This is a genomic window from Tessaracoccus terricola (genome assembly GCF_054776555.1).
In genome coordinates, this window is the sequence record NZ_BAAHBS010000001.1 from 511,953 (window position 1) to 525,465 (window position 13,513).

At 70.6% G+C, this 13,513-nt stretch carries 9 protein-coding genes; 6 read left to right on the top strand and 3 right to left on the bottom strand.

Annotated elements, in window-relative coordinates:
• The first annotated feature begins 57 nt into the window (after nt 1-57).
• The 4 genes from ACYU7G_RS02265 to ACYU7G_RS02280 all read left to right on the top strand — a co-directional run bounded on the left by ACYU7G_RS02265 (nt 58) and on the right by ACYU7G_RS02280 (nt 8,511).
• The gene (locus ACYU7G_RS02265; RefSeq protein ID WP_461104332.1) at nt 58-969 is read left to right on the top strand and encodes an ABC transporter ATP-binding protein; all 912 of its coding nucleotides are present in this window, start codon (nt 58-60) and stop codon (nt 967-969) included.
• Complete coding sequence (locus tag ACYU7G_RS02270; RefSeq protein ID WP_461104334.1) at nt 959-1,699, top strand: ABC transporter ATP-binding protein; 741 nt, start codon at nt 959-961, stop codon at nt 1,697-1,699. The genes ACYU7G_RS02265 and ACYU7G_RS02270 overlap by 11 nt, the downstream gene beginning before the upstream one ends.
• 248 nt (nt 1,700-1,947) lie before the next feature.
• A complete protein-coding gene (locus ACYU7G_RS02275) occupies nt 1,948-2,694 on the top strand; it encodes a hypothetical protein (protein ID WP_461104336.1) in 747 nt (248 codons plus the stop codon).
• Nucleotides 2,695-2,808: 114 nt separating this feature from the next.
• The gene (locus tag ACYU7G_RS02280) at nt 2,809-8,511 is read left to right on the top strand and encodes a PKD domain-containing protein (protein WP_461104338.1); all 5,703 of its coding nucleotides are present in this window, start codon (nt 2,809-2,811) and stop codon (nt 8,509-8,511) included.
• A gap of 92 nt (nt 8,512-8,603) precedes the next feature.
• On the opposite strand, the gene ACYU7G_RS02285 is transcribed toward ACYU7G_RS02280, so the two are convergent.
• Both ACYU7G_RS02285 and ACYU7G_RS02290 read right to left on the bottom strand, forming a co-directional pair.
• On the bottom strand, nt 8,604-9,263 hold the full coding sequence (locus tag ACYU7G_RS02285; protein ID WP_461104340.1) for a hypothetical protein: 660 nt from the start codon (nt 9,261-9,263) through the stop codon (nt 8,604-8,606).
• 53 nt (nt 9,264-9,316) lie between these two features.
• Nucleotides 9,317-10,231, bottom strand: a complete 915-nt coding sequence (locus tag ACYU7G_RS02290) for a hypothetical protein (RefSeq protein WP_461104342.1) — start codon at nt 10,229-10,231, stop codon at nt 9,317-9,319.
• Between the two features lie 143 nt (nt 10,232-10,374).
• On the opposite strand from ACYU7G_RS02290, the gene ACYU7G_RS02295 reads away from it, so the two are divergent.
• Together ACYU7G_RS02295 and ACYU7G_RS02300 are read left to right on the top strand one after the other, a co-directional pair.
• The gene (locus tag ACYU7G_RS02295) at nt 10,375-11,355 is read left to right on the top strand and encodes a ribose-phosphate diphosphokinase (RefSeq protein ID WP_461104344.1); all 981 of its coding nucleotides are present in this window, start codon (nt 10,375-10,377) and stop codon (nt 11,353-11,355) included.
• 35 nt (nt 11,356-11,390) lie between these two features.
• Complete coding sequence (locus ACYU7G_RS02300) at nt 11,391-12,155, top strand: hypothetical protein (protein WP_461104346.1); 765 nt, start codon at nt 11,391-11,393, stop codon at nt 12,153-12,155.
• Between the two features lie 41 nt (nt 12,156-12,196).
• On the opposite strand, the gene ACYU7G_RS02305 is transcribed toward ACYU7G_RS02300, so the two are convergent.
• Nucleotides 12,197-13,510, bottom strand: coding sequence for an MFS transporter (locus ACYU7G_RS02305; RefSeq protein ID WP_461104348.1), 1,314 nt, complete (start codon nt 13,508-13,510; stop codon nt 12,197-12,199).
• Between the last annotated feature and the right edge of the window lie 3 nt (nt 13,511-13,513).

Genomic DNA, 13,513 nt, shown 5'->3' on the forward strand with positions numbered 1-13,513 from the left:
CCGCCACCTCCTCGTCGAGTTCGTTCGGCGTTTCGGGTCGACGACGGGGGCCCACGCATGAGCACCACACCCGTACTCAGCGTCCAGGGCCTGACCCGCAGGTTCGGCTCGCTGGTGGCCGTCGACGACTCCACGTTCGAGATCAACGAGGGGGAGGTGGTCAGCGTCATCGGGCCCAACGGCTCCGGCAAGTCCACCACCATCAACCTCGTCTCCGGCGAGCTGCGCCCGGACTCCGGCAAGGTGCTGCTCGACGGGGCCGACATCACCGGCAACCCCCCGGACAAGGTGGCCCTCGCCGGTGCCCGCCGCACGTTCCAGAACGGCCGCGTCTTCGGCAACGCCACCGTCGAGGAGAACGTGCTGATCGGGCAGACCCCGCTGGCGGAGAAGGTCTACCCGCTGCGTGGGTTGCGCAACGTCCCCGTGCTGCGCTGGGTCTCCCTCGCCGCCGAGATCGTGTGGGCGCTCATCCCGTCGCCGGGCAAGGCGCGCGAGCGCGAGCAGATGCACGGCCGCGTCACCGAGCAGCTGGCCCGGTTCTCCGACCGGCTCACCCCGCGCCGGCAGCACAACGCCGCCACCCTCTCCTACGCCAACCGGCGACGCACGGAGATCGCCCGCGCGCTGGCGTCGTCGCCGCGGCTGCTGCTGCTCGACGAGCCCACCGCCGGCATGAACACCTCCGAGACCGCCGAGGTCATGAACCAGCTGCTGGAGCTGAAGGCCGAGGGCCAGACCATGCTGCTGGTGGAGCACAAGCTGGACCTGGTGATGACGGTCTCGGACCGTGTCGTGGTGATGGACTCGGGCGCCATCATCGCCGAGGGCACGCCGTCGGAGGTCCAGAACGACCCGCGCGTCATCGAGGCCTACCTGGGCAAGAACCGCGCCACCCGGCTGCAGGACGGCCACGACATCGAACAGCTCACCGAGGGCGATCCACTGGGGACGAACTATGTCATCTGAGAAGCAATCACTGCTCGAGGCCCGCGACGTCAACGTCCACTACGGCCAGTTCCACGCGCTGCAGGACGTCAGCTACACCATCGGCAAGGGCGAGATCGTGTCCCTGCTGGGCGGCAACGCCTGCGGCAAGTCCACCAGCATGAAGACCATCCTGCGCCTGGTGCAGCCCAGCTCGGGCAGCATCACCTTCGAGGGGGAGTCCACGCTGGGGATGTCCACCGCCGACGTCGTGGCCCGCGGCATCGCCTCGGTGCCGGAGGCGCGGCGCGTCTTCCCGGAGATGACCATCGAGGACAACCTCCTCGTGGGCGCCTACACCCGACGCGACGGCGCGGCCGAGATCCGAAAGGACCTGGCCGCCCAGTACGACCTGTTCCCGCGGCTGGCCGAGCGCCGTCGCCAGCAGGCCGGCACCATGTCCGGCGGCGAGCAGCAGATGCTCGCCTTCGCCCGGGCGCTGATGAGCCGGCCCAAGCTGATCTGCATGGACGAGCCCACCATGGGGCTGGCGCCCATCATCGTGGACCAGGTGCTGGAGACCATCCAGCGCATCAACTCCGAGCTGGGGCTCTCGGTGTTCATGGTGGAGCAGAACGCGGAGTTGGCGCTGTCCATCGCGCACCGCGGCTACGTGCTGGTCAACGGCGTGGTCACCCTCTCCGGTGGCGCCAACGAACTGATCCGCGACCCCCGCATCCGCGAGGCCTACCTGGGCCAGAAGGCCGCCTGACGGGGCGGAGCCGGGACGAGCGCCGGGCCCTGGTGACAGGCGTGAGCAGAATGCGATTTCCGGGCTCTGGAGAGCCTGGACGCGGCGTGTCGGTCACGCTGGTCACCACGCGTGTTGGAGCCGACGGCGCCGGCGGAACCCCCGAATGTCAGGGTTTACCCCGACGATAACGACACCCATCCACCCCTAGGCTTCCGATGTCAGGGTGCCCGCGGTGTGGGCACCCTCCGGGGTTCAGGGGGCAGGGGATGCAGGCAGTTTTTCGGGGAGGACTCGCGGCACTGACGGTCGCGGTCACGCTGGGTGTGCTGGTGGCGTCGCCACCGACGGTGCGGGCGGCGGACCCGGACGCCACGGTGACCACCACCACGACGGCAACCGCCACGGTCACGGCCACCACGACGTCGTCGGCCACCGCCACCGAGACCGCACCCACCGCCACGGCGACGGCGACCGTCACCACGACGTCGACCGCCACCGCCACCCGGACCACCACTGCCACCGCGACGACGACCGCCTCGGAGACGGTGGTGGTGACGCCCGAGCCGGAACCGACGGTGACCGCCACCGAGACGGTCACCTCCGCACCCGTCGAGAAGGACCTCTACGAGACGCCCGGCACACACACGTCCGGTGGCAGGCAGTGGATGACTGCCTGCGAGCCCTACTCAGTGACCCACCGCTGCTGGACCTGGATCTGGGGGACTCAGGTCCAGCACGTGGGCGGTGACCGGTTCATCCAGACAGACGGGTGGGTGTTCAACAACCTGACCTACGTGGCCTCGCCGAAGCGGCTCTGGGTGGACAACCCGCTGGGCAACCCGGGCACCTGGACCGACGCCGAGGGCCGCGACTGGCGCACTGAGTGCAACACGGCAGTGACGGGCGGCAACGGCTGCCGCTCCTGGGTCACCACCAAGGTGGCCGCGCGCACCGACGACGGCTACGCGTTCGTGCGCACTGAGGTGTTCAACAACATCGTGAGATTCAGCTGAGGTATCAGGACGACGGCCGGGGACTCCTGACCGTCTGAGGACATAATGTTTGCCGCTGATCGGTGCCGGGGGGCCCCGACGAGGCCGAGCAGCCCTTCGGGGCAGGGGGAAGAGATGCGCACGAGACTTCGAGGTTTGGTGGCGGCGCTGGCCGCGGTGGCGCTGGTGGCCACGATGTCGATCACGACGATCAGGCCGGCCAGGGCCGACGCCTCCCAGTTCATGATGGGCAGCGGCGCCTACGGCCCGAACGCGACGGTGATGATCGAGCTCGGCGCCCTCACCAGGGACTGCGACTTCATCTACACCACCTCCGACATCTACGTGGTGCCCACCGGCTCGGTCTCCTTCGGCGGCAGCCTGAGCGACGTGAGCGGCACCCCGAACACCGTCACCAGCGCCCTGCTGGGCAGCGCCCTCATCGACGAGGTCATCGGCTTCACCGGGCCCAGCGGCTCCATCCCCGAGGGCACCTACGACGTGGTGGAGGACACCTGCCAGAACGGCGTCTTCGACGGCTCGGACTCCATCCTGACCAACGCGTTCACCGTCGAGTTCCCCTCCGGTGTGCCGCCGCTGCCGTCGGCCGCCATCGCCAACATGAAGGCCGCTGCGGAGCAGCAGCGGGACCACTGGATGCAGGCCGCAGCCGCCTACAGCGCCTTGCTCACCGCCTACCTGGGCTACTCGCTGTGGTCCGACGCCCGCAACATCGCCGGCTTCTACCTCACCTACGTGTGCCTGTTCCTGCCGCCCAACCCGGACCCGGACATGCCCATCACCGTCTACTGCCCGACGGTGGGGGTGCCGGACCTGGTGCGCCTGAAACTGGCCGTGGTCAAGACCATCATCGACAAGGCCGCCCACTACAACGGCATCGCCGCCGACCCGCCGGACTTCGACTACGAGGGCCCCAGCCTGCTCGGCACCACCGACACCTTCGAGCCCGTCCTCGGGGACAACATCGAGGAGGCGCTGATCGCCCACATGGACCAGGTGGCCCAGGACGAGGCACTCGCCGAGGCCTACCTGGCGGCGATGGAGAAGTACCAGGGCGCCGAGATCGACGACGAGCCCGCCGCAGCGCTCATGCACGCCCGCTCGATGCAGGACTACGCCATCGCACTGCGTGACTCGCAGACCGCCCAGGCCTCCTCGCTCAACACGCTGTTCGGCCGCCTGGGGACCCGCGTCAACGTGGACAACGAACTGCGGGACCTGCGCGCCACACGCGACCGCCTCGCCGCCGACGGGTTCACCGCCGACGAGGAGCGCCAGCTGCGCAACCTCGGCCTCGACGACGCCGCGCTCGACTCGCTGCGGGAGAACTTCGTCGACGAGTTCGACGGTGACCACCCCTTCGCCAACATCTCGGCCATGGCCAACTCGATGATCGACGCCAACAACCAGATGGGTGCGGCCTGGGTGCAGGTCCACAACGAGCTGATCCCCGTCGTCACCGAACTCGAAGCCGTAGTGGCGGCCGACGAGACCCTCACGGCATACCCGGTGATCGACGCGCGCGGCCCCTACAGCGGCCGCGTCGGCACCCCTGTGACGCTGACCGCCACCTGCGCGGACTGCGTCACCATCGCCTGGGACCTCGACGGCGACGGCGTCCACGACGACGCCACCGGAGAATCGGTCAGCCACGAGTTCGCCTTCGGCAGCCACGTCGTCGGCGTCCTGGGCACAGACGCCGCCGGCCAGCAGAGCACCGACACCGCCCGCGTGAACGTCAGCACCTCCAACCGGGCACCCACGCACACGGCACCCTCGCCGGCCCTCGGCACCGTCGAGGCCCCGATCGGCGGGACCCAGGACTTCGCCGTCACCGTGCGTGACCCCGACTCCGCCGACGTGACCACCACCACCTGGACGCTCGACGGCGCCGCCGTGGGCGAGGGCCCCACCGCCACGGTCACCGCGGCGGAGGGTCCCGCCGTCGTGCAGGTGGTCACCACGGACCCGAGCGGGGCGAAGGCCACCAACCAGTGGCTCCTGCTGGGCACCCACCCCGACGAGGACGGCGACGGTTGGCACGCCAACGTCGACTGCGACGACACCTCGGCCGCCGTGAACCCGGGCGCCACCGAGGTCCCCGGCAACGGCATCGACGACGACTGCAACCCGGCGACCCCGGACACCGGGCCGCCCACCGCCGCCTTCGACTGGGCGCCTGCGCCGGCCATCGTCGGCGAGGAGGTCGCCTTCACCGACGGCTCCACGGACCCCGACGGCCCCGTCGCGAGCTGGGCGTGGGACTTCGGCGACGGCGCCACCGCCACCGAGCAGCACCCGGTCCACACCTTCGGCACCGCCGGCAGCCACGACGTGACGCTGGGCGTCGTCGACTCCGACGGCCTCGAGGACGACGTCACCCGCCAGGTGGTGGTCACAGACCGCCCGGTGGCGTCCTTCACCCACGAGCCGGCCACCCCGAACTCGGGCGAGGCCGTGACCTTCACGTCCACCTCCACCGACGCCGACGGCATCGCGGGCCTGGAGTGGGACTTCAGCTACGACGGCGTGACCTTCAACACCGACAGCACCGAGGCCTCGCCCACCCACACCTTCACGGGCTCCGCGACGGTGGCCCTGCGAGTCACCGACGCCCTCGGGGCTGTCTCCGAGGTGGTCAGCCGTGAGATCGGGTTCACCGGGCCGCCGGTGGCCGCCTTCAACCCGCGCCCGGCCAACGGCGGCACCAACATGGCGCTGGTCCCGCACGGCGCCTCGATCGCCGGCTACTCCAGCGCGGCCAGCAACACCTACGCCGCCGTGGAGATGATCGACGTCGACTACCCGGGTGGCGTTGTCGGCTGGCGCACGGCCACCGGCCTGAACAGCAACCAGTGGACCGTGGTGGACCTCGGTGCCGAGTACCTCGTGGACCGCATCAAGCTGAAGCCCGGCACGTCGAACAGCTACCGGCCCGCTCAGGTCAACCTCTCCCTGTCCACCACGGGAACGGGCAGCGGCTACGGCACCGTGTTCGACGGTGAACTCGCCAACAGCTCCGAACTCCAGGAACTGGAACTGGCCACTCCGACGCAGGGGCGCTGGCTGCGCTACGAGGCCGTCAGCAACCGCGGTGGCAGCTACATCACCACCGACGTGCTCGAGGCCTGGACCGGTCAGGTGGGCGACGCCACGGTCACCTTCCAGGACCTCTCCAGCGATCCCGACGGTGCCGACGACATCGTCGCGTGGGCCTGGGACTTCGGCGACGGCGCCACCTCCACGGAGGCCTCGCCCACCCACACCTACGCCGGCCCCGGCGCGTACGTGGTGGTCCTGACCGTCACCGACGCCGCGGGCAACACCGCCACCGGGAGCCTGCAGCAGACGGTCATCGAATCGCCTGTGACAACGGACTTCGCCGTTCCCACCAACGCCCGCGAGGGAGTCAGCTCCAGCTACACCAACACCAGCACCGTGCCTGCCGACACGGCCATCGTGCACAGCGTCTGGGACTGGGGCGACGGGAACGTGACCAACAACAACTACAACAGCAGCCGCAGCTACCCCGACAACGGGACCTACGACGTCACCCTCACCCAGACCGACTCCTACGGCTTCACCACCTCGGTCACCAAGCAGGTGGAGGTGGCCAACCAGCCGCCGACGATCAGCATGCCGGCCACCTACACCAGCTGGGTGGACCAGGAGTTGCCGTTCAACAACCTCAGCGTCTCCGACCCGTCGACGGTGGACCGCAACAGCCTGCGCTGCGTCCTGGACCACGGCGACGGCAGCCCGGCCGCCGAGGTGGAGAACTGCCGCAACGCCGACATCAGGATCCCGAACACCTACACCGAGGCCGGTACCTACACCGTGACCCTGACGGTCACGGACAAGGACGGTGACCAGACGGTGCGCACCTCCGAGGTGACCGTTTCCCGTCTCCCAGTCCACGTCGTCGCCAATGCCGTCCCGGGCACTGCGCGCGGCGGCAGCGTCGACGTGCGCGCCATCGTCCGCGACACCCGGGAGTGGACGCCGGTGGCGGGGGCGAACGTGGTCCTCGAGGTCGACGGTGCCAGTGTGACGGCCACCTCCGACGCCGCGGGCGAGGTCACCGCCAGGTTGCCGTTCGCGGGACCCGAGGGTGAGCTCACCGCCACGATCGCCCAGTCCAGGCTGCGTGAGGGGATCGTGCGAACCACCGGGATCACCACCGCCCAGCGCCCGCCCGGCGACGTGTTCTTCGTCGTCGACGAGTCCGGCAGCATGGGCAGCTACCAGCAGCGCGTGCGCGAGAACCTGGTGGCCATGTCCGAGCAACTCGCCGCCAGCCTGGACCACCAGATCGGCGTCGCCGGCATGCCCACCTCTGGCCACGACCTGTTCATCAAGATGCCGCCCACCAACCACCTCGACGACGCCATCGCCGGCGCCAACGGGCTCGGCACCGCCAACGGTGGCGAGCTCGGCATCGACGGCATCGTCCTGGCGGCGGAGCCGTCCGTGGGTTGGCGTCCCAGCGTGGGCAAGTGCCTCGTGCTGATCGGCGACGAGCCGGCCCAGCGTCGCAACGGCACCACCGACGAGATGGCCCACCAGGCCCTCGCCGAAGCCGACATCGTGCTGTACTCCATCATCAACATCAACGCCCAGACGTTGCCCTACCAGGAGCTCGCCACGCAGTCGGGCGGCGGGTTCTTCGACATCAATGAGTTCCGCACGGACCCCGGGCCGGTGCTCCAGACGCTGCTGGCCAACTGCTCCAGCGCCATCGTGGAGCGGCCGGACCTCAACGTGACGGTCGACGACGGCCTCACCGAGGTGGAGGAGGGCGCCGCGGTGACCTACACCGTCACCGTCGCCAACACCGGCCCGATCGACGCCACCGGCGTGCTGGCCACCGTGACGCTGCCGGCGGGGCTGGAGTTCGTCTCCGCCTCCGACGGCGGCACCCACGACGCCGGCACCATCACCTGGCCCGCCGCCACGCAGGCCGGCGAGTCCAGCAACACGCGCACGTTCACCGTCGAGGTCACCGGCCGGCCCGGGGACACGGTGGAGGTGACCGCCCGGGTGGCCGACGACGGCGCCGGCGGCGAGGACGTCACACCGGGCAACAACGTCGACTCCGACACCGACACCATCGTCGCGGCCCCGACGCCCGAGCCGAGCGAGACCCCGACGCCGGAGCCGACGGAGACGCCGACCCCGGACCCTGACGTCACCGTCACCGCGACGGCCACCGCCACCGCGACGGTGACCGCCACGGCGACGCCGACGGTGACCACGAGTCCCACGGTCACGGCCACCGCAACCGCTACGGCCACTGCGACGGCGACGGCCACTGCGACGGCGACCGCCACCGCCACGGCGACAGCCACCACCACCCGGACGGCGAAGCCGGCGCCGGCGCCGACGGTCACGGCCACCAAGACGACTAGGCCGCCGCAGGACCTCTACGAGACTCCCGGTTACCACGAGGTGGGTGGTCGCAAGTGGATGACGGTGTGCGAGCCGTACTCGGTCACGCACCGCTGCTGGACCTACATCTGGGGCACCCAGATCAAGGGGGCGCCGGGCGCCTACTTCAAGGTCAACGGCTGGGTGTTCAACAACCTGACCTACATGGCCTCGCCGCGTTCGCTGTGGACCGACAACCCGCTCGGGAACACCGGTTCCTGGACCGACGGCGAGGGGCGGGGCTGGCGCACCGAGTGCGAGACGGCGGTCTCCGGCCGCAACGGCTGCCGCAGCTACGTGACCACGAAGGTGCTGGACCAGACCCCAGAAGGGATCCGGTACGTCCTGGCGGAGCGGTTCAACAACATCGTCCGCTTCACCATCCGCTGAGCTTCGGCCGGGCCACATCGGGGGAGTGGCCCGGTCGATTGGACTGGTCCGGGCCGGTCGCACGCCATCGTGCGGCCGGTCCGGTGCTGGTCTCAGTCGGTGAAGCTCGGCCCCAGTTCGCCGCCGAAGGTCTCCGCCACGCGCGCTCCGACGAAGGCCGCGTTCGTGCGCAGCACCTCGGCGGGGGCGTCGGGCAGGTTCTCCGCCCAGTTCAGCAGCGGCGAGCCCAGGAACTGCCGCGTGAGTGCCGGACGGCCGAGGAAGACCAGGTGGAGGTGGGCGCCACCGTCGCCCCACTTCGCGAGCTGCGCGCGGCCGACGCTGGGCAGGGCCTCCACGGCGGCGGAGATGGCGACGACGAGCCGCCCCATCTCGCCGGCCAGCTCGTCGGGGACGGTGGGCAGGTCGCAGTGGGGGATCGGGTACAGGGTGAGGATGACGGGCAGCCCCTGCTCGAGGTCGGCCAGCAGCACCCAGCGCTCGTTGCGCCAGACGTGGTCCGCGAACCGCTCCGGCAGCTGTTCCGAGGCGCCGACGCACCAGCACTCGGCCGGGTCCTCCCCGCGGCGCGGCAGCTCGTCCTCACCCAGCGGCAGCAGCGGCTTCATCCGCAGCGAGTCGATCTCGTAGGGGTAGATGTCCCACCCCGGCATCTCCTGCACGGCCACCTCGATGCGGCCATCAGGCCCTGCAGCGGCCGCGATGCGGGCGTAGTACTCTTCGGCGGACTCTGGCGCGGCTGGGGAATTCACCCGCTGATTCCACCACAGCCGGGGCCCGGGGCAGAGGTCCTCCCCGCCGCTGCTCAGCCCAGCGGCACCCTCGCCAGCTCGTTGTGGTCGACGTCGCCCAGCACGAGATCCACCCCATGGCCGGTGGGGGCGGGTTCCACCGTGACGCGCACCGCGGCGTCCGGGTCCTCCAGGGTGGCGCGCGTCTCGTCCAGGACGGCGGCGACGTCGGCGGCGGGCAGTTCCGGCAGGCCCAGTTCCCGATCGGGCGACGTCGGGTGCGACAGGACGGCCGAGTCCACCACTTCCAGACCACGGGCCCATTCGTAGGTGAGGTCGGTGGCGTCGCCGGTGAACATGACGCCCACGCTGTCCGCCTCGCCGGCGAACTCCACCCGCGTGACCGACTCGGCCAGACCGGCGGTGGTGATCTCGTCCCACACCTGCTCGATGGTCCCGCCCGTGACGGGGCCGGGCAGGGACGGGAGTTCGTCGTCGTTCAACAGCACGGTGTGGACCTCCTGGCCGTCCACCTCGCACGTGGTGCGCGTGGCGAGGGCGGAGGCGGTCAGCACCTGGACCTCCACCATGCCCCACTCCTCACCGCACCGGGTCAGCGACTCGGTGGCGCGGGAGGCCGCCGCGGCCACGTCGAGCTCGCTGCCGCGGACGGTGACAGGATTGGCCGAGTCAACCGTCGGCTCCACGGCCTCGTCGGGTTCCGGGTACAGCTGGGTGATGGCCGGCGGCTCGCCGCTGGTGAGGGTGATCCGGGTCTCGGAGACGGAGAAGCCCGCGACGAGCATCTCGTCGGTGACACGCTGTGCCAGCACCTCGCCCGCGATGTCTGCCGGGCGGATGTGCTCGGCGTCGGAGCAGCCGGTGAGCAGCAGCGGCACCAAGGCGGCGAGCGCCCAACCGGTACGGCGGGCCCTCGTGTGGGACGGTCCCCACGAGCGGTCCTGTCCCTTGGCGGTCACGTCATTCACGGCTGCATCTCCTCGTCGTCTCAATCTCGAACTCTAGCCCGGCGCCCCATCCGTTCCGTGGCCGCATCTGCGGTGGAGTGGAGGATCCTGCCCCGTGGTGGTGATGCCGCCCGCTAGTCTGGGCGCCACCGAAGGGAGCAGCCTTGAAGGACATCGTCGTGTTCTCCGGCTCCGCGCACGAGGCGCTGGCCGACGAGATCTGTGGCAACCTCGGAATCGAGCGCAGCCCCGTGAAGATCTCACGTTTCAGCAACGACTGCCTGCAGGCGCAACTGTTGGCCAACTGCCGCCAACGCGACGTCTACATCGTGCAGCCGCTGGTGCCGCCCACGCAGGAGCACCTCATGGAACTGCTGCTGATGGTGGATGCCGCGCGCGGGGCCTCGGCCAAGCAGATCACCGCGGTGATGCCGCACTACGCCTACGCCCGCTCGGACAAGAAGGACGCCTCCCGCATCTCCATCGGGGGCCGGCTGGTGGCGGACCTGCTCCACACCGCCGGGGTGCACCGGGTGCTCACCATGGCGCTCCACGCGCCCCAGGTACACGGGTTCTTCAACGTTCCCGTGGACCACCTCACCGCGCTCGGCGTGATCGCCGAGCACTTCCGCGGGCGGGACCTGACCGACCACATCGTCGTCTCCCCGGACCTGGGCAACGCCAAGCAGGCCACGCTGCTGGCCCGGCTCCTCGGGCTGCCCGTTGCCGCCGGGAACAAGCAGCGGATGGCCGATGACAAGGTGGTGATCGAGTCCATCGTCGGCGACGTCGCGGGCAAGCAGGCGATCGTCCTGGACGACGAGATCGCCACCGGCGGCTCCGTGGTGGAGATCGTGCACCGCCTGGTGGACTTCGGCGCGACGTCGGCCACCGTCGTGTGCACGCACGGCCTGTTCACTGGGAACGCGGTGGCCAAACTGTCCGGCTCGGAGTACATCACCGAGGTGATCTCCACCAACACCGTGCCGGCCCCGGCCGAGTTCCCGGGCCTGACCACGCTGAGCGTCGCCAGCCTTTTCGCCGACGCCATCGACCGCATCCACAGCGGCCGCTCCGTGTCCAAACTGTTCAACGGGGTGGACCCCGCTTACGCCCCGCCCGAGGAACTGCCCGGCCTGTTCTGAGCCCGATCAGGCGCCACAACCACCGGAGGACTCCCATGACCCACCACACTGCCGCACCTGACCTGGCCGCCCACCGGCGACGGCTGGAGGAGGCCTGCGCCGCAGTCGACGGCGTGACCAGCCTGGTCTTCTACGGCTCATCCACACGCGACGGCGAGGGCCGGCGCGACGAGTGGTCCGACCTGGACTTCAACGTATTCCTCGCCCCGGAAGCGGCGCACCGGCTGCGCGCCGGGTGGCCCTTCCTGCCCGAGCCCGACCGGCTGGTGCTGACCGCGCGGGAGGGTGACAACGGTGGCGTGGCCCTCTACGACGACGCCATGGTCTACGAGTTCGGGGCCGGGCTGGCGTGGCAGGTCACCGATCCGGCGCGAGAAGTCGCCCTGGACGGCGGGGACCTGCGCTTCGGCGCGCCGCCCGAGCCGCCGTCGGCGGAGAACCAGGTGCGGCTGTTCCTGGTGAAGCTGTTCATCGGGGTGGGCCGCCACCGCCGTGGGGAGCGCGTGGCCGCCAGTGCCCACGTGCGCGGCCACGCGCTGGTGGGGCTGTGCTGGGCGCTGCGCCGTCGCCTGGCGCCGCAAGCGGATGCCGGCAGCCCGTTCGACCCGCTGCGACGGCTGGAGCAGCACCTGCCCGGGGTGGCCGCCCGGCTTGGGGACCTGCTGGACCTGGACCTCGAGGTCTGTGCGCGGGGCCTGCTGCGGCTGGCCCGCGAGGAGCTGGAACCCGGTTGGGACGGGTTCCCGTCGGCGGCCGCCGACGTCGTCGAGGCCCGTCTGGGCTGGGCACCCGTCCCCTGACGGGGGCCTGCCGCAGGGGCCCGGTCTGGCCCGCCCGGCCATCACCGACGGCGGTAGCGCTCCAGCACCTCGCGCCAGGTGGGGACCACGGTGCCCTGCTCACGCATCAGCGCGCGCAGCCTGCGGCGGCTGATGAGGATGGCCACCAGGCCGACGGCGAAGATCGGCAGCTGCACCATCATGGCCAGGCGCAGCTGCTGCCCGGTGTAGTTGCCGCCGCCGCTCATCAGGTCAACCAGGATGCCGATGGCCAGGATGGCGAACGTGCTGGCGGAGAACGAGCCGGTGATCACGATCCCGTTGGCCGCGCCCAGCCGGTGGGCGGGCAGGCTGGTGCGGGTGAAGTCCAGGCCGATGGCGGTGCCGGGACCGCCGGCCGCCGTCGCCACCACCAGCAGGGTCAGCAGCCAGTACGGTGCCGGACCCGGCCAGAACAACACGGCGGACCAGCACACGAAGTTGGCCCAGATCACCGTCAGCGCCAGCGTGCTGCGCCGCAGCGGGTGGCGGCTGGTGAGCCAACCGATCACCGGCCCGAACACGCCGCCGATCACGGCAGTGAGGATGAACAGTGCCGACGCCGTCCCCTGGCTCAACCCCTGGCCCACCACCAGGAACGGGATCCCCCACATCATCACGAACGTGTTGGCGGCGAAACCGCCGGTGAGGTGGATCCAGAACCCGAGCGTGGTGGCCGGGTGGCGGGCGACGGCGGCCAGCTGGCGGGGCATCTCCCGCAGCCGCTCCCCCGACGTGGCGCGCTCCATGCCCTCCGGGACGTCGCGGATGCCGAGGTAGACCACCACCGCCATCACGAATGCGACGCCGGCGGCGAACATGAAGGTGGGCCGCCAGCCGGAGATGACCACCATCGGCAGCAGGGCACCCACCGACGCGATCTGCCCGAGCTGGCCCAGCAGGCCGATCATCTGCTGCAGCAGCGGCACCCGCCGCGCCGGGAACCAGAACGGCAGCAGCCGGATCACGCCGGTGAAGATGCAGGCGTCACCGACGCCCAGCAGGATGCGTGCGCCGATCGCGACGGGCAGCAGCTCCGTCGTGGCCATCACCACCTGCGCGATGCCCATGACGACGGTGCCGCAGGCCAGCACCAGCCGGGAGCCCCACCGGTCCAGCAGCACCCCGACGGGCACCATCATCAGCGCGTAGGTGGCCAGCTGCACCACCACGAACGTGGAGACCACGCCGGCGGTGGTGCCGAAGTGCTCGGCAGCGTGGATGCCCACCACGCCCAGGCTGGTGCGCTGCATGATGGTGGCGGCGTAGGCGAGGACACCGATCGCGAACACGCCCCAGGCCGCCCCCGAGGCGCGCTCCACCACTGGGCTGCTCACCGC